Source organism: Streptomyces sp. NPDC057445 (assembly GCF_042802855.1).
Classification (GTDB): Bacteria; Actinomycetota; Actinomycetes; order Streptomycetales; family Streptomycetaceae; genus Streptomyces.
Window position 1 is genome coordinate 130,782 of the sequence record NZ_JBHVDH010000008.1, and the last position, 16,799, is coordinate 147,580.

The window sequence follows — 16,799 nt, forward strand, 5'->3', positions numbered from 1 at the left end:
GGTTACTTGGTCTCCTCGGCATCAGAGGTGCGCGAAGCGCTTCCGTCAAGGGTGGTGGTGGGCGACGGGCGGGAGGCGGTGGTCACGGCGGGCTCGGAGCCTCCGAGCAGCAGGTACAGGACGGCCATGCGGATGCTGACGCCGTTCGCGACCTGCTCGACGGCGGTGCAGCGGTCCGAGTCGGCGACCTCGGCGGTGATCTCCATGCCGCGGTTCATCGGGCCGGGGTGCATCACGATCGCGTGCCCGGGCATCCGTGCCATCCGGTCGCCGTCGAGCCCGTAGCGGCGCGAGTACTCGCGCTCGGTCGGGAAGAAGGCGGCGTTCATCCGCTCGCGCTGGACGCGCAGCATCATCACGGCGTCGGACTTCGGCAGCACGTCGTCGAGGTCGTACGACACGTCGCAGGGCCAGGTCTCGACGCCGACCGGCACCAGGGTCGGCGGAGCCACGAGGGTCACATGGGCGCCGAGGGTGGTGAGCAGATGGACGTTGGAGCGGGCGACGCGGCTGTGCAGGATGTCGCCGACGACGGTGATCCGGCGGCCGTCGAGGTCACGCCCCAGGCCGGCATCCCTGCCGACGAGCCTGCGGCGCATGGTGAAGGCGTCCAGCAGGGCCTGGGTGGGGTGCTCATGGGTGCCGTCGCCGGCGTTGACGACGGCGCCGTCGATCCAGCCCGAGTTCGCGAGCCGGTAGGGGGCGCCGGAGGCGTGGTGGCGGATGACGACGGCGTCGGCGCCCATCGCCTCCAGGGTCAGCGCGGTGTCCTTCAGGGACTCGCCCTTGGAGACCGACGACCCCTTGGCGGAGAAGTTGATGACATCGGCGGAGAGGCGCTTGGCAGCGGCCTCGAAGGAGATCCGGGTCCGGGTCGAGTCCTCGAAGAAGAGGTTGACCACGGTACGTCCGCGCAGGGTGGGCAGTTTCTTGATCGGCCGGTCGGCGACCCGTGCCATCTCCTCGGCGGTGTCGAGGATCAGGACGGCGTCGTCGCGGGTGAGGTCGGCGGCCGAGATGAGGTGACGCTTCATCTGGGTGTGCTCCGGTGTGTGGCGGTTTGCGGGGCATGCGGGCGCGCAGCTGCAGGCCCGTAGGGCTTGTCCGGGGCCGTACGGGGTTTGCTACTGCTCGCCGGCCGGGGCGGTCTCGCGTACACCGAGCAGCACGGTGTCGCGACCGTCCTCCTCGGCGAGCTGGACCTTGACCGCCTCCCGCAGCGACGTCGGGAGGTTCTTGCCGACGTAGTCGGCGCGGATGGGCAGTTCGCGGTGGCCGCGGTCGACGAGGACCGCGAGCTGGACGGCGCGCGGGCGGCCGATGTCGTTCAGCGCGTCGAGGGCGGCGCGGATGGTGCGGCCGGAGAAGAGCACGTCGTCGACGAGAACGACCAGACGGCCGTCGATGCCGTCGGCCGGGATGTCCGTGCGTGCGAGTGCGCGCGCGGGACGGAGCCGCAGGTCGTCGCGGTACATGGTGATGTCGAGGGAGCCGACCGGAATCGTGCGGCCGGTGATCTCGGCGAGCTTGTCGGCGAGCCGGCGGGCAAGATGGATCCCGCGCGTCGGGATGCCGAGGAGCACCACGTCTTCGGCGCCCTTGGCGCGTTCGACGATCTCGTGGGCGATGCGGGTCAGTACCCGCGCGATGTCGGGGCCCTCAAGGACGGGGCGCGCGGCATCAGGGTTGTGTGTGTCCATACGAAACGGACCTCCTTCTCCGCCTCACGGGACGGACCTTAAAGGACGTCGGAAATTGCGCGTCCACGGTACCAGGGTCCAGCCCGGCCCCTGGTCACACCCCTCGGGAGGGTCGTACGGACCATTCGGCTTGACGCAGCCAAGTAACGCTGCGTAACCTCACAGTGAGTGACCAGCCGCGCGGCGGAGCCGCACGTCGATACAGTGTCCGGGGAGCTATATGTCCAGCGAATACGCAAAACAGCTCGGGGCCAAGCTCCGCGCCATCCGTACCCAGCAGGGGCTCTCGCTCCACGGGGTGGAGGAGAAGTCCCAGGGCCGCTGGAAGGCCGTCGTCGTCGGGTCCTACGAGCGCGGGGACCGTGCCGTGACGGTGCAGCGACTCGCCGAGCTGGCCGATTTCTACGGGGTCCCGGTGCAGGAGCTTCTGCCGGGCACCACGCCCGGCGGCGCGGCCGAGCCGCCGCCGAAGCTCGTCCTGGACCTGGAGCGTCTCGCCCATGTCCCCGCGGAGAAGGCGGGTCCGCTGCAGCGCTACGCGGCGACGATCCAGAGCCAGCGCGGTGACTACAACGGCAAGGTGCTGTCGATCCGTCAGGACGACCTGCGCACGCTCGCCGTCATCTACGACCAGTCCCCGTCGGTCCTCACCGAACAGCTGATCAGCTGGGGCGTGCTGGACGCCGACGCGCGCAGGGCTGTCGCACACGAAGAAAGCTGACGGACACCAGCAGAAACGTGCCTCCGGGCCGGGGGGAGCACCGCTCCTCCTGGCCCTTGGTGTTTTCCGGGCCACCGCGGCGCCGCCGACGGCTCAGGGCCCTGGCGCAGACACGCCGAAGGCCCGCAGCGTCGTCGCTGCGGGCCCTCGTGGCTCGGCCGTCGTCGTGTGGGCTCAGGCGTCCCGGCGCAGGCTCGGCTTCAGATCCTTGAAACGGCCGAGGAGGCCGTTCACGAAGGACGGGGATTCGTCGGTGGAGAACTCCTTGGCGAGCTGCACCGCCTCGTCGATCACCACGGCGTCCGGAGTCTCGTCCACCCACACCAGCTCGTACGCACCGATCCTCAGGATGTTCCGGTCGACGACGGGCATACGGTCGAGCGTCCAGCCGACCGCGTAGGTGGCGATCAGCTCGTCGATCCGGGCCGCGTGTTCCGCGTACCCCTCGACCAGCTCCATCGTGTACTCGCTGACCGGAGGCTGACGGTCGTCGGTCCGCGCGTGCCGGATCCAGTCGGCGAGGACGTTCTGCACGGTGGCTCCGCGCTGGTCGGCCTCGAAGAGGATCTGGAAGGCGCGCTTGCGGGCCTTGTTACGGGCAGCCACGGTTAGCTGTTCACCCGGCCGAGGTAGTCGCCGGAACGGGTGTCGACCTTGATCTTCTCACCGGTGGTGATGAAGAGCGGGACCTGGATGGTGTAGCCGGTCTCCAGGGTGGCGGGCTTGGTGCCACCGGTGGAGCGGTCACCCTGGACGCCGGGCTCGGTCTCCTGGATGACCAGCTCGACGGCGGCCGGGAGCTCGACGTAGAGCACGTCGCCCTCGTGGGTGGCGACGGTGGCGGTGAAGCCCTCGATCAGGAAGTTGGCGGCGTCGCCGACGGCCGGACGCGAGACGTGCAGCTGGTCGTAGGTCTGCATGTCCATGAAGACGAAGTAGTCGCCGTCCATGTACGAGAACTGCATGTCGCGGCGGTCGACGGTGGCCGTCTCGACCTTGACGCCGGCGTTGAAGGTCTTGTCGACGATCTTGCCGGACAGCACGTTCTTGAGCTTGGTGCGCACGAAGGCCGGGCCCTTGCCGGGCTTGACGTGCTGGAACTCGACGACGGACCAGAGCTGGTCGTTGTCGAGCTTGAGCACCATGCCGTTCTTGAGGTCGTTCGTGGTGGCCACGGTTGCGGAATCTCCTGGACTGACGCTGGTGGACGACCGAGGAAGGCGAAGGTGCGCCCGCCGCCGCGCGCTAGAGCGCGAGCAGCTCCTTGGTCGTGATGGTGAGTAGCTCGGGTCCGCCGTCCGCCTCCTGGCGCACGACGAGCGTGTCATCGATCCGGACCCCGCCCCGTCCCGGGAGGTGGACTCCCGGTTCGACGGTGACCGGCACACAAGCGTCCAGTTTACCCATGGCCGCAGGTGCCAGCTGCGGGTCTTCATCGATTTCGAGCCCGACACCGTGGCCGGTCCATGGTGTGAGGCCGTCACCGTGGCCCGCGGAGTTCAGGACCTGGCGGGCCGCGCGGTCGACGTCACGGTACTCGGCACCGGGGGCCAGGGCCTCGCGGCCGGCGCGCTGAGCGGCGAAGACAAGGTCGTACAGCTCGATCTGCCAGTCCGCGGGGGTGGTACCGATGACGAACGTACGGCCGATCTCGCAGCGGTAGCCGCGGTAGTTGGCGCCGAGGCAGACGGAGAGGAAATCGCCTTCCTCGACACGGCGGTCGGACGGGCGGTGCCCGCCGAGTCCGGCGTTGGGGCCGGTGGACACGGAGGTGGGGAAGGCAGGGCCGTCGGCGCCGTGGTCGACGAGGCGCCGCTCCAGTTCCAGGGCGAGATGGCGCTCGGTGCGGCCGACGAGGATGGATTCGAGGAGCTCCCCGAGGGCCTGGTCGGTGATCTCGGCGGCGATGCGGATGCAGGCGATCTCGTCCTCGTCCTTGACCATGCGCTGCTGCTCGACGGCGCCGCCGATGTCGGAGAGGCGCAGACGGGGTGCCACGGAACCGAGGGCCCGGTGGCGGGCGACGGTGAGGTGGTGCTCCTCGACGGACAGGGAGTCGGCGCCGGCGGTGTCCGCGGCCCGGGCGGCGGCGACCGCCGCGTCGCCGCCGGGACTGCTGAGCACGGTCTGCCGCAGCCCTTCGTCGAGCCGGCCCTCCGCGGGGTCACCGGTCGGGACGCGCGGGCAGACCAGAGTGTCCTCCTCGGGCCCGCCGGGACCGAGGAGCAGCACGGCACCGAGAGGCGCGCCCCCGGCGAGATAGCGGACATTGGCAGGGCGGGACACCAGCGCCGCGGCGCTCCCGGCAGCTGCGAACCTGTCCCGCAACCGCCCTCGGCGGGCAGCGAAGACCTCGGACATGACACGAGCCTAAGAGCGGCGAGGCGATTCGGCCGGTTGAGCGCGTCCGTGTGGGGTGCGTCCGTGTGGGTCCGTCCGTCGCGGTGGGCACCGGCACGCCTCGGCGCGGCGCCCGTCCCGTCGGGCGGGGACCTCTTCGCGCCGGGATCTGCAGGTCTCGGTCACCCGGTCGCGGATCCACGGATCCACGAGGCGGCGAGAGCGGTCGACGAGGGCGCGCCGCCCCCGACCAGCGGCCACTTGCCGCGCCGGGTGCGGCGCTGAGCGACGGGCCGAGGCGCAGGGCCAACGACGACGGCCCTGGCCACGATCGCCACTGTCGCCGCCGCCGCGAGCCCGGGCTCGCGCCGTCGGGAGTGCATCCGAGCACGCGTGGCTGTGGGTCTGGCGCGGAGGACCGCCGACCGCCCGCCCCGGGTGCGGGCCCACCGGGAACAAGAGCCGGTGGCAGGCCCCGGGAATGTCACGCGACCGGCAAGCGACCTCGCATCTTCGAGGGCCACCGGGGCGCCGACGGTCTCCGGGGGCGGCTCGCACCGGGCACCTGTGCAGGGGCACGGGTGGACGGGCCGGCCGACCCGTCCACCCCGGTGCCCTGTCGTGCCCCCGGCACAGGCCGACGCGGCAGGAACACAGCCAGGGGGCCTGCCAGGACATAGGACACGGGCGCACCGACCGCCGCCCCGAGATCGCATCCAACATCGGTCCACATCGACCCGCCCGTCCCCGGCACAGGCCGACGCCGCCCAGGGAACGGCCTGCCCGTCCTCCCCGGCTACCAGGCCGGAGGACTCGCTATGGACCGCGCCAGGACGTCGTCGAGGATGCGGGCCGTGGTGTCGACGTCGCACGTCGAGTTGTCGATGATCGGGAGACCGGAGCCGTACCAGCCCGCCATCCGCCCGTGGATACTGGCGACTTCCTCGTCCGAGAGCCGGCGGTTGCCGCTGCGCTCCGCGTTGCGCTCGAGGACGACCTCGAGGCCGGGAAGAAGGACCACGGGGAGCAGCCCAGGGCCGACATGCCGCTTCCAGCCACCGAGGCCGACGACCGGACGGTCGGGGAAGACTGCGTCGTCGAGGATGCAGGAGATGCCGTTGGCCAGGAAGTTCCGGGCGGCGAATCCACACGTGCGGCGTGCCAGCCGGTACTGCGCCTCTGACTGGTCGTTCCAGCCGGACTGGGGATCGGCGAATCCGGAGCAGACCCATTCGCGGACGTCGTCGAGGCTGATGTGCGCCGTGGGGACTCGGCGGCGCGAGGCCCAGTGGCGGGCCACGGTGGTCTTCCCCGCGCCTGCCGGGCCGATGAGCAGCACGGCGAGGGTGGCGGGCCCGGTGCCGTTGTCGGCGGCTGCGGCGGCGGCTGGCGCGGGAACCGGTCCACCCGGGGGAAGCTGCACATGTCCCGTGGTGTCGGGGGACGGTGGTCCCCCGGCGTGGTGCGGAGCGGGGCCGGTCCAGCCGGGGGCGGGCGGGCGCTGGGGCGGGAGTGCCTGGCCGGGGTGCGGGGCCTGATGCCCCCACCCGGCCGCTGCCCCGTGGCCGGGCCCGTCGGGCGGCAGCGGAGCTCCCACTGCGTGCTGCATCCGGTGCCACTCCGTCTCGTACGACTTCACGCTGGTCGGGCGGCAGTTGACCGGCCCGCACCGAACGGTACCTTCCCCGCCCGGCACTGTGGGAACGGCCGCGGCCGGTCCCGAGTGCCCCGGCCGTCCCTGCTCAGCCGCCCAGTTCGTCGGCCAGCGCCCGCAGGGCCAGCCGGTACGAGCCGATCCCGAAACCCGCGACCGTGCCGGAGGCGATGGCCGCGACCACCGAAGTGTGACGGAACTCCTCGCGTGCGTACGGGTTCGAGATGTGGACCTCGATCAGCGGAGCCGTCCTCTGGGCTGCCGCGTCGCGCATCCCGTACGAGTAGTGGGTGAACGCACCGGGGTTGAGAACGACCGGAATTGATCCGTCCGCAGCCTCGTGCAGCCAGCGGATCATCTCGCCCTCGTCGTTCGTCTCGCGTACGTCGACGTCGAAGCCGAGCTCCTTGCCGAGGGTCCGGCAGGCCTCCACCAGCCCCTCGTACGACGTGGCGCCGTACACATCGGGCTCGCGGGAGCCGAGCCGCCCGAGGTTCGGCCCGTTGAGGACGAGGACGCGGCGGCTCACGCCGACACCTCCCCGAACGCGGCGAGCAGGATCGCCGGGTCCGGGCCCTCCAGCACGGTCGGCTTGGCGAGACCGTCCAGCACGATGAAGCGCAGCAGATCCCCGCGGGACTTCTTGTCGACCTTCATGGTCTCCAGCAACTTGGGCCACTGGTCGCCACGGTAGGTGAGCGGAAGCCCGACGGACTCCAGCACCGTGCGGTGCCGTTCTGCGGTGGCCTCGTCCAACCGCCCGGCGAGCCGGCCGAGTTCGGCGGCGAAGACCATGCCGACGGAGACGGCGGCGCCGTGACGCCACTTGTACCGCTCGTTCTTCTCGATGGCATGCGCCAGTGTGTGGCCGTAGTTGAGGATCTCGCGCAGGCCCGATTCCTTGAGGTCGCTGGAGACGACCTCCGCCTTGACCCGGATGGAGCGCTCGATCAGCTCTGCGGTGTGCGGGCCTGCCGGGGTGCGCGCACCCTCCGGGTCCGCCTCGACGAGGTCGAGGATGGCCGGGTCCGCGATGAAGCCGGCTTTGATGATCTCGGCCATGCCGCTCACGTAGTCGTGGACGGGCAGCGAGTCGAGCGCGCCGAGGTCGCACAGCACTCCGGCCGGCGGATGGAACGCCCCGACGAGGTTCTTGCCCTCTGCGGTGTTGATGCCGGTCTTGCCGCCGACGGCCGCGTCGACCATCGCGAGCACCGTGGTCGGCACGGCGATCCAGCGCACCCCGCGCAGCCAGCTCGCGGCGACGAACCCGGCCAGGTCGGTCGTGGCCCCGCCGCCCACGCCGACGATGACGTCGGTGCGGGTGAATCCGGTCTGTCCGAGCGCCTTCCAGCAGTACGCCGCGACCTCGACGGTCTTGGCCTCCTCGGCGTTGGGCACCTGGACGGCCACGGCCTCGTAGCCCTGGTCGGCGAGGTCCTGGCGGAGCGCGTCGCCCGTCTCGGCGAGCGCCTCGGGATGGATGACGGCGACACGCTTGGCCCTGGGGCCGATCAGCCCGGGGAGTTCGCCGAGCAGTTGCCGGCCGACGAGCACCTCGTACGGGTCGGAACCCTGACTGCCGCCGACCTGGATCCGGGTCACTGCCTCGTCCGTCATGCGTCCTTCAATTCGAGTGCGTCGAGGACCGCCTGGGCGACCTCTTCGGGGGTTCGGCCGTCGGTCGCGACGACGACACGGGCGACTTCTGTGTACAGATGGCGGCGGGCCTCCATCAGCTCGCGCCACTGGCGGCGCGGGTTGACGGCGAGCAGCGGACGGGCGGTGTTCAGCCCGACGCGCCGTACGGCCTCCTCGACGTCCATCGAGAGATAGACGACCGGCAGCCCGGCCAGCAGCCCCCGGGTGCCCTCGTCGAGGATCGCACCGCCGCCGAGGGCGAGGACGCCCGCGTGCTCGGCGACGGCGTCACGTACGGCGACACGCTCCAGCTCGCGGAAGTGCGGCTCGCCCTCCTCGATGAAGATGTCCGAGATCTCCCGGCCTTCGGCGGCGACGATGTCCGCGTCACTGTCCCGGTACCCGGTATTGAGGCGCTCGGCCAGCAGGGCGCCGACCGTGGACTTGCCGACGCCCATCGGCCCGATCAGAACGACTTGCGGTCCGGTCACCGGATGGCCAGGTTCTCGAGGTACGACTGCACATTGCGGCGGGTCTCCGGGACGCTGTCGCCGCCGAACTTCTCGGCGACGGCGTCGGCGACGACCAGCGCGACCATCGCCTCTGCGACGATGCCGGCGGCCGGCACGGCACACACGTCGGAGCGCTGGTGGTGTGCGGCCGCAGCCTCTCCGGTGGAGACGTCGACGGTCCTCAGGGCCCGGGGCACGGTCGCGATCGGCTTCATCGCGGCGCGGACGCGCAGCAGCTCACCGGTGGTGAGTCCGCCCTCTGTGCCGCCGGAGTGGCCCGAGGTGCGCCGGATTCCGTCCTCGGTGGAGACGATCTCGTCGTGCGCCTTGGAGCCGGGTACGCGGGCGAGTTCGAAGCCGTCGCCGACCTCGACGCCCTTGATCGCCTGGATGCCCATGAGGGCCGCTGCCAGCCGGGCGTCGAGACGCCGGTCCCAGTGGACGTGTGAACCGAGGCCGACCGGCACACCGTAGGCGAGCACCTCGACGACGCCACCGAGTGTGTCGCCGTCCTTGTGGGCCTGGTCGATCTCCGCGACCATCGCCTTCGACGCGTCGGCGTCCAGGCAGCGGACCGGGTCGGCGTCGAGCTTCTCGACGTCGGCGGGTGTCGGGTACACCCCGTACGGAGCCTTGGCCGCGGCCAGCTCCACGACGTGCGAGACGATCTCGATGCCCGCGGTCTCCTTGAGGTAGGAGCGCGCGACCGCGCCGAGCGCGACACGTGCGGCGGTCTCCCGGGCGCTGGCGCGCTCCAGGACCGGCCGGGCCTCGTCGAAGCCGTACTTCTGCATGCCCGCGAGGTCGGCGTGGCCGGGCCGCGGGCGGGTCAGCGGGGCGTTGCGGGCCAGCTCGGCGAGTTCGTCCGGGTCGACCGGGTCGGCCGCCATGACCTTCTCCCACTTGGGCCACTCCGTGTTGCCGATCATGATCGCGATCGGCGAGCCCATGGTCAGCCCGTGGCGCACGCCACCCAGGAAGGTGATCTCGTCACGCTCGAACTTCATCCGCGCACCGCGTCCATAGCCGAGGCGCCGCCGGGCCAGGTGGTCCGCCACCATCTCGGTGGTGATCGGGACACCGGCGGGAAGACCCTCCAGCGTCGCCACCAATGCGGGGCCGTGCGACTCTCCCGCGGTCAGCCAGCGCAACCTGCTCAACGGTGCTCCTCCTACTTACGCCCAATCATGCGTACGGCGACGGCACGACCGCCTGCGCGGCCCTGACCGGCCACTCCCGATCCTCCCACGTCGGGACGGCTCACGGTTCCGCTGTCCGCCTTGCGGACCGGGGTCACCGGCTTCGCCCGACGGCGAGATCCGGCCGAATTTCGCACGGACAGCTGTACGAGACCGCCGGCCTGGTGCCACTGATCCGGTGCCGGCCGATCATCCAAGGCCAAGTGCTGCGCGCCCTGCCTCCCGCATCGCCGCCAGCGGAGACCGGGACTCGCCGGTGAACTGCGCGAACTGGAACACCGCCTGGTGGACCAGAAGATCGAGGCCACCGACGACGGTTCCGCCCTGCTCGGCCCAGGCCGCCGCGAGCGAGGTCGGCCAGGGGTCGTACAGCACGTCGAAGAGCGTGCCGGGACGGTCCGGGACGTACGGGACGAGGGCGTCCGTGGCCCCGGCCGGTGTGGTGGCAATGACGAGCGGGGCGTCGAAGGCGTGCCCGGCCTCGGCCCAGTCGGCGGTGTGCACCTCCACACCGAGCCGTTCACCCCAGCCGCGCATCTCGTCGGCGCGCGCGTGCGTGCGCACATACGCCGTGACCGGGCCCGAGCACATCGTCGACAGCGCGGCCAGCGCGGAGGAGGCGGTGGCTCCGGCGCCGAGGACGGCGGCGTACTCCACCTTCTCCAGGCCGCGCTCGCGCAGTGCGGCGACCATGCCCGGGATATCGGTGTTGTCGCCCTTGCGGCGGCCGTCCTCGGTGAGGACCACCGTGTTGACGGCCTCGACGGAGGCCGCGGTGTCGCTGATCTCGTCGAGGAGCGGGATGATCGCACGCTTGAGCGGCATGGTCAGGGACAGCCCGGCCCAGGACCCGTCGAGCCCCTCGACGAAGCCCGGCAGCTCCGCCTCGTTCACCTCGAACCTGTCGTACGACCAGTCGGTGAGACCGAGCTCCGCGTAGGCGGCGCGGTGCAGCACCGGGGACAGCGAATGGGCGATGGGCGACCCCAGGACCGCGGCCCTGCGGGCCTCAGTCGCTTCCGCGCTGCTCATTGAATTTGTCCTTCAACTTCTGGAACTCGGCGATGTTCCTGGCGAACTCCGTCTTGTGCTTGCCATCGGTCGCCACGAAGTAGATCCAGCCGTCAGAGGTCGGATTCATGGCGGCGCTGATGGCCAGTTGGCCCGGGTTGCCGATGGGCCCCGGAGTGAGCCCCTTCTGCGTGTACGTGTTGTACGGGTCCTTGTTGCTGTTGATCTCGCCTTCGCTGATGTCGATCTTGCTCTGGCCCTTGAGGTAGTTGAAGGCGGAGTCGAACTGGAGCAGCTGATTCGTTTCCGTATTGGTGGGCTTCAAGCGGTTGTAGACGACCTCGGACATCTTCCGGAAGTCGTCCTTCGTCTTGCCCTCGGCCTGCACCAGACTGGCCACGGTGAGCAGCTCCCAGGGCCCCTCGAGACCGAACTTCGCCGCCTTGCCCTCGAGATCCGCCTTGCCGTACTCCTCCTTGGCGCGGGCGACCATCTTCTTGAGGATGGCCTCCGGCTTGGACCCCTTGGCGACGGGATAGGTGGCGGGGTAGAGGAAGCCCTCGAGCGGGTCCTTGACGTTCGTATGCCCCTGGGCCCAGTCGGGCAGCCCGAGGTTCTTGGCCTGTGCCGTCGCGACGGATTTCGTCGTACCGGGTTCGAGCTGGAGACGCCGGTCGATCTGTTCGTACACCCACGTGTTCCGCTGGCCCTCGGGAATCGACAGGGCATTGCGGCTGGCGGGTCGGAGCATGGCCTCCACGGCGCTCGCCGCCGACATCTGCTTCTTGAGGAGGTAGACGCCGGCCTGGATCTTGCCCCCGTCCGGGTTCTCCCCCTGTGCCGCGACGAAGGCATCGACGCTCTTCACGACACCGGCGTCCTTGAGGGCGTTCGCGATCTCCGCGCCGGTCGAGTTCTCCGGGATCTCCACCTCGACGCTGCCGGTGCCGCTGCCCGCGTAGTCCGGCGCCGCAGCGAACTTCTGCTGCCAGTAGCTGTATCCGGCATAGCCGAGGCCGCCGACACCGCCCACGAGCACCACGGCGACGACCAGGCAGGCGACGCCGTTGCGCCCCTTCTTCTGCTTCTTGGCCTTGCCCCGGCCGTCACGACCTCCACCACGGCGGGATCCGCCCGGCTCGTCGTCGCGGCCGTCGCCGTCGTCGTCACCGTCCTCGCCGGTGAAGAAGGGGTGGGTCTCCTCCTCCTGCTCCGCCTGCCAGTCCTGGTCGGTCCCGGAGTCCGGCCCGGGCTCGGGAGTGGCCTCGGTCCGGTGGCCCGGGGGCCTGGGCGGCGGGTACGCGTCGGGCGTGCCGTAGAGATCGGGCCGCTCGCCGCCGTAGGAGGTACCGGGAGCGGGGTCGTAGGGCATCGCGGTCTGCTGCCCGGTGTCCCAGCCTCCGGTGCCGTACTGCTGGCCGGCGTAGGGCTGGTCGCCGTACTGGCCGGGGGCTCCGTACGGGGGCTGCTGCTGCGGATCGCCGTAGTGCTGGGGGGCGCCCCCGTACTGCTGCTGGTCGCCGTGGTGCTGCCGGTCGCCGTAAGGCTGCTGGTCACCGTACTGCCGCTGGTCGCCGTAAGGCTGCTGGTACGGGTCCTGGTACCCGACGCCGTACTCCTGCTGCGGCTGCTGCTGGTACTGCTGCTGATCTTGCTGCGGGTACTGCTGGTACTGCTGCTGATCTTGCTGCTGGTACGGCTGCTGCTGGTCGCCGTACGGCGCGGCGTGGCCGTCCGGGCCCTGCTGACCTCTCCACCCCTGGTCCCCGTACAACGGGTCCTCGGGGTGCCACGGTTCGGGGCCGGGGCCCCGTCCATAATCAGTCATCGATCCCCAAACAGCCGCGAGGGGTCCGGACGGTCCGCCTCTACGTTGTGCGGCAGCTGTTCGAACGCCGCCGCATCGCGCGGAACGTTACCGTATCGCGATCAGATGACCACTTCGACGCTCTCCCCGGGCGGATTACCCGATACCCGTTCGGACTCAAGAGCATTCTGAAGGATGATCACAGCGGCTGCCTGATCGATGACAGAACGGCCTTTTTTGGACTTAACGCCGGAGGCGCGCAGCCCCTGACCGGCCGTCACTGTGGTCATCCTCTCGTCCACGAGTCGCACGGGCACCGGTGCGATGCCCCGTGCGACCTCCTGGGCGAAGGCGCGGACCTTGACGGCCGCCGGGCCTTCGCCGCCGCTCAACGAGCGCGGCAGACCGACGACCACCTCGAGCGGTTCGTACTCCTCGACGAGCTGTCGCAGGCGCCGGTGGGCGGCCGGGACGTCACGACCCGGCACGGTCTCCACCGGGGTGGCGAGTACCCCGTCGGGGTCGCACGAGGCGACCCCGATCCGGGCGTCCCCGACGTCGATCGCGAGCCGACGTCCTCTGCGCATGACCGAGGTCACGCCGTCTCGGCGACGAGGCGCTCGACGGCGTCGATGGCGTCACCGACGGCGTCCGGGTTCTGGCCGCCGCCCTGGGCGACGTCCGGCTTGCCGCCGCCTCCGCCACCGAGGGTCTTGGCGGCCGTGCGGACCAGCTCGCCGGCCTTGAGACCGCGCTCACGGGCGGCCTCGTTGGTGGCGATGACGGTCAGCGGGCGGCCGTTGGCCGTGGTGAACAGGGCCACGACCACGGGACGGTCTCCCGGGATGCGGCCGCGGACATCGAGGACCAGCTTGCGCAGGTCGTCGGCGGACGTACCGTCCGGGACCTGGCCGGTGACCAGGGCGGTGCCGCGGACGTCCTTGGCACCCTGGGCGAGCCCGGCGGCGGCCTGGAGGACCTTCTCCGCCCGGAACTTCTCGATCTCCTTCTCGGCGTCCTTCAGCTTGCCGAGCATGGTGGCGATCTTCTCCGGCAGCTCCTCGGAGCGGCCCTTGACCAGCTCCTGGAGCTGGGCGACGACCGTGTGCTCCTTGGCCAGGAAGTTGTAGGCGTCGACGCCGACGAGGGCCTCGATGCGGCGCACGCCGCTGCCGATCGACGACTCGCCGAGCAGCTTCACCAGGCCCAGCTGGGCGGTGTTGTGCACGTGCGTACCGCCGCAGAGCTCCTTGGAGAAGTCGCCGATGGTGACGACGCGGACCCGCTCGCCGTACTTCTCGCCGAACTCGGCGATGGCGCCCTGCTTCTTGGCCTCGTCGATGCTCATGACCTCGGCCTGGACGTCGAGTTCACGGGCGAGGACCTCGTTGATCTTCTGCTCGACGTCGGTGAGGACCGTGCCGGGGACGGCGGCGGGCGAACCGAAGTCGAAGCGGAAGCGGCCCGGCGAGTTCTCGGAGCCGGCCTGGGCGGCCGTCGGGCCGAGGGCGTCGCGCAGCGCCTGGTGGGTGAGGTGCGTGGCGCTGTGGGCACGGGCGATGGCGCGGCGGCGCCTGACGTCGATGGCGGCGTAGGCAGAGGCGCCCACGGTCACCTCACCGACCTGCACCGAGCCCTTGTGCACCGAGACGCCCGGGACCGGCTGCTGCACGTCGCGGATCTCGATGACGGCGCCGGTGTCGAGCTTGATCCGGCCCTGGTCGGCGAGCTGGCCGCCGCCCTCGGCGTAGAACGGGGTGCGGTCGAGGACGACCTCGACCTCGTCGCCCTCCGAGGCGGCCGGCGAGGGGACACCGTCGACGAGCAGACCGACGATGGTCGACTCGCCTTCGGTGCTGCCGTAGCCGGTGAACTCGGTGGAGCCGGAGGTGTCGGCGACCTCGCGGTAGGCGGACAGATCGGCGTGGCCGGTCTTCTTGGCCTTGGCGTCGGCCTTGGCGCGCTCCCGCTGCTCCTTCATCAGGCGGCGGAAACCGTCCTCGTCCACGGACAGCCCCTGCTCGGCGGCCATCTCCAGAGTGAGGTCGATCGGGAAGCCCCAGGTGTCATGGAGCAGGAAGGCCTTGTCGCCGGAGAGAACGGTGCCGCCGGTGGCCTTGGTCTCGGTGACGGCGGTGTCGAGGATGTTGGTGCCGCCCTTGAGGGCCTTCAGGAAGGCGGCCTCCTCGGCCAGCGCGACCGTCTCGATGCGCTTGCGGTCGGTCTCCAGCTCCGGGTACTGCTGCCCCATGGTCTTGATGACCACGTCGACCAGGGCGGCGACGACCGGCTCTGTGGCACCGAGCAGACGCATGTTGCGGATGGCACGGCGCATGATGCGGCGCAGCACATAGCCACGGCCTTCGTTGCCGGGGGTGACACCGTCGCCGATGAGCATCACGGACGTACGGATGTGGTCGGCGACCACGCGCATCGAGACGTCCGAGGCATGGCCGGATCCGTAGCGGACGCCGGTGAGCTCGGTGGCCTTGTCCATGACGACGCGCAGGGTGTCGGTCTCGTACATGTTCTGCACGCCCTGCAGGATCATGGCGAGGCGCTCGAGGCCGAGTCCGGTGTCGATGTTCTTGTTCGGGAGGTCGCCGAGGATGTCGAAGTCCTCCTTGCCGGTTCCCTCGCCGCGCTCGTACTGCATGAAGACCAGGTTCCAGATCTCCACGTAGCGCTCGTCGTTGACGGCCGGGCCGCCCTCGGCACCGAACTCGGGACCGCGGTCGTAGTTGATCTCCGAGCAGGGGCCGCAGGGTCCGGGGACGCCCATGGACCAGAAGTTGTCCTTCTTGCCCAGGCGCTGGATGCGCTCGGCGGGGACGCCCACGACCTCACGCCAGATACGCTCGGCCTCGTCGTCGTCGAGATAGACGGTGATCCAGAGCTTCTCCGGCTCCAGCCCGTAACCGCCGTCCTCCACCGGGGTGGTGAGCAGCTCCCAGGCGAGCTTGATGGCGCCTTCCTTGAAGTAGTCGCCGAAGGAGAAGTTGCCGCACATCTGGAAGAACGTGCCGTGGCGGGTGGTCTTGCCGACCTCTTCGATGTCGGGCGTACGCACGCACTTCTGCACGCTGGTGGCGCGCGGGAACGGCGGCTTGACCTCGCCCAGGAAGTACGGCTTGAAGGGCACCATGCCCGCGGGGACCAGCAGCAGAGTCGGGTCGTCCGCGATGAGCGACGCCGAAGGCACGACGGTGTGCCCGCGCTCCTCGAAGAAGCTCAGCCAGCGGCGGCGGATTTCAGCCGACTCCATCAGTGGTCCTCATTCCGGTTGTACGAGTGCTTGCTGTCAAGCATCCCGTAGTGCTTCTCGTCCTGCTTGTGGTTTTCGGCCCGGGCGTCGAGGGCGGCCGGGCGGCGCTGCCCCGGCAGCTCGTTTCGGGTGCCGTCGGCGGGCGCCTCGATACCGAGAGCCTCGCCGAGCTCGGCCTCGCGCTGGACCATGCCCGCCCTGACGTCGAGGGCGAAGTCCTTGAGGCGATGGCCCGTCTCGATCGCCCTGTTGGCGGCCTGGGCCGCCAGGCTTTCCGGGGTCAGCTGCCTGAGCTTGCGGTTGACCTTGGTGGTGGCCCACACACCGGCTGCGGCGCCCGCGGTGAACCAGAACGTACGGCGGAACATCGCTCGCTCAGCCCTTCTTCTTCCGGCGCCTGGGCGCCGGCACGGTGCGGCCGACGACGATCGTCCGCCGTGCCCGCTCGGGGGGAGGTGCGTCGCCGGTTCTGTTGCGGCTCAGCGCGCGCCGTACTCCGTAGCCGAACGCCGCGACCTTGACGAGCGGTCCGCCGAAGGTGGAGGCGACGGTGGTGGAGAGTGCCGACGCGTTGGAGGTGACCTCCTGGACGTCGGAGGCGATGGCGTCCACCCGGTCGAGCTGGGTCTGGGCGGAACGTACGGTCGCGGAGGCGTCGGCCAGAAGCGGCACGGCCTGCTCCGTCACATCCGCCACCAGCTTGGTGGTCGCCCTGAGCGTCTGCGCCAGCCTCACCAGCACCACGGCGAGGAAGGAGACCAGGATCGCCCAGAAGACGGCCACCAGGATCCCGGCAACCTCTCCACCGGTCACGCTGCACCGCTCTCTGCTCGTCGATGGGCCTTCGAAAGTCGTCCTCCGACCCTATCGCGCCCGAGGTCACACCCCGTACCGGATCGAGGGCCCCGGCACGGGAGTTGCGGGAGACGATTGTACGCAGTGCTCACGC

The 16,799-nt window shown here is 70.4% G+C and carries 17 protein-coding genes; 1 reads left to right on the forward strand and 16 read right to left on the reverse strand.

Annotation, left to right across the window (positions count from 1 at the left end):
• Positions 1-2 precede the first annotated feature (2 nt).
• Together ACFU5O_RS19375 and pyrR are read right to left on the reverse strand one after the other, a co-directional pair.
• The gene (locus ACFU5O_RS19375) at positions 3-1,034 is read right to left on the reverse strand and encodes an aspartate carbamoyltransferase catalytic subunit (protein WP_384241940.1); all 1,032 of its coding nucleotides are present in this window, start codon (positions 1,032-1,034) and stop codon (positions 3-5) included.
• A 90-nt stretch (positions 1,035-1,124) separates the two neighbouring features.
• Entirely contained in the window at positions 1,125-1,700 is a 576-nt protein-coding gene (gene pyrR, locus ACFU5O_RS19380) for a bifunctional pyr operon transcriptional regulator/uracil phosphoribosyltransferase PyrR (RefSeq protein WP_384241943.1), read from the reverse strand.
• A gap of 220 nt (positions 1,701-1,920) precedes the next feature.
• On the opposite strand from pyrR, the gene bldD reads away from it, so the two are divergent.
• Entirely contained in the window at positions 1,921-2,421 is a 501-nt protein-coding gene (gene bldD / locus ACFU5O_RS19385; protein ID WP_030607052.1) for a transcriptional regulator BldD, read from the forward strand.
• A gap of 174 nt (positions 2,422-2,595) precedes the next feature.
• Here the strand turns inward: bldD and nusB are convergent, their stop codons facing one another.
• From nusB to ACFU5O_RS19455, 14 genes are all read right to left on the reverse strand, one after another.
• A complete protein-coding gene (gene nusB, locus ACFU5O_RS19390; RefSeq protein WP_384241946.1) occupies positions 2,596-3,027 on the reverse strand; it encodes a transcription antitermination factor NusB in 432 nt (143 codons plus the stop codon).
• Between the two features lie 2 nt (positions 3,028-3,029).
• Positions 3,030-3,596: an elongation factor P gene (gene efp, locus ACFU5O_RS19395; protein ID WP_384241948.1), complete on the reverse strand. Its 567-nt coding sequence runs from the start codon at positions 3,594-3,596 to the stop codon at positions 3,030-3,032.
• 70 nt (positions 3,597-3,666) lie between these two features.
• Positions 3,667-4,782 (reverse strand): M24 family metallopeptidase, encoded by a 1,116-nt coding sequence (locus tag ACFU5O_RS19400; RefSeq protein ID WP_384241951.1) that lies wholly within the window; start codon positions 4,780-4,782, stop codon positions 3,667-3,669.
• 775 nt (positions 4,783-5,557) lie between these two features.
• On the reverse strand, positions 5,558-6,370 hold the full coding sequence (locus tag ACFU5O_RS19405; protein ID WP_384241952.1) for a Pro-rich N-terminal domain-containing protein: 813 nt from the start codon (positions 6,368-6,370) through the stop codon (positions 5,558-5,560).
• A 133-nt stretch (positions 6,371-6,503) separates the two neighbouring features.
• Positions 6,504-6,944, reverse strand: coding sequence for a type II 3-dehydroquinate dehydratase (aroQ, locus tag ACFU5O_RS19410; protein WP_384241954.1), 441 nt, complete (start codon positions 6,942-6,944; stop codon positions 6,504-6,506).
• A complete protein-coding gene (aroB, locus tag ACFU5O_RS19415) occupies positions 6,941-8,035 on the reverse strand; it encodes a 3-dehydroquinate synthase (protein ID WP_384241957.1) in 1,095 nt (364 codons plus the stop codon). Before aroB ends, aroQ begins: the two co-directional genes overlap by 4 nt.
• The gene (locus ACFU5O_RS19420; RefSeq protein ID WP_384242260.1) at positions 8,032-8,514 is read right to left on the reverse strand and encodes a shikimate kinase; all 483 of its coding nucleotides are present in this window, start codon (positions 8,512-8,514) and stop codon (positions 8,032-8,034) included. The genes aroB and ACFU5O_RS19420 overlap by 4 nt, the downstream gene beginning before the upstream one ends.
• A 29-nt stretch (positions 8,515-8,543) precedes the next feature.
• Positions 8,544-9,728, reverse strand: coding sequence for a chorismate synthase (gene aroC, locus ACFU5O_RS19425; protein ID WP_384241958.1), 1,185 nt, complete (start codon positions 9,726-9,728; stop codon positions 8,544-8,546).
• A gap of 228 nt (positions 9,729-9,956) precedes the next feature.
• A complete protein-coding gene (locus ACFU5O_RS19430) occupies positions 9,957-10,799 on the reverse strand; it encodes a shikimate dehydrogenase (RefSeq protein WP_384241961.1) in 843 nt (280 codons plus the stop codon).
• On the reverse strand, positions 10,777-12,606 hold the full coding sequence (gene mltG / locus ACFU5O_RS19435) for an endolytic transglycosylase MltG (RefSeq protein ID WP_384241963.1): 1,830 nt from the start codon (positions 12,604-12,606) through the stop codon (positions 10,777-10,779). Before mltG ends, ACFU5O_RS19430 begins: the two co-directional genes overlap by 23 nt.
• A 101-nt stretch (positions 12,607-12,707) precedes the next feature.
• Positions 12,708-13,172: a Holliday junction resolvase RuvX gene (gene ruvX / locus ACFU5O_RS19440; RefSeq protein ID WP_384241965.1), complete on the reverse strand. Its 465-nt coding sequence runs from the start codon at positions 13,170-13,172 to the stop codon at positions 12,708-12,710.
• 8 nt (positions 13,173-13,180) lie between these two features.
• On the reverse strand, positions 13,181-15,850 hold the full coding sequence (gene alaS / locus ACFU5O_RS19445) for an alanine--tRNA ligase (protein WP_384241968.1): 2,670 nt from the start codon (positions 15,848-15,850) through the stop codon (positions 13,181-13,183).
• Positions 15,850-16,218 carry a hypothetical protein gene (locus ACFU5O_RS19450; protein WP_384241969.1) on the reverse strand — a complete coding sequence of 123 codons (369 nt, stop codon included), beginning with the start codon at positions 16,216-16,218 and terminating at the stop codon, positions 15,850-15,852. The genes alaS and ACFU5O_RS19450 overlap by 1 nt, the downstream gene beginning before the upstream one ends.
• 7 nt (positions 16,219-16,225) lie before the next feature.
• A complete protein-coding gene (locus ACFU5O_RS19455) occupies positions 16,226-16,663 on the reverse strand; it encodes a DUF948 domain-containing protein (protein WP_384241972.1) in 438 nt (145 codons plus the stop codon).
• Between the last annotated feature and the right edge of the window lie 136 nt (positions 16,664-16,799).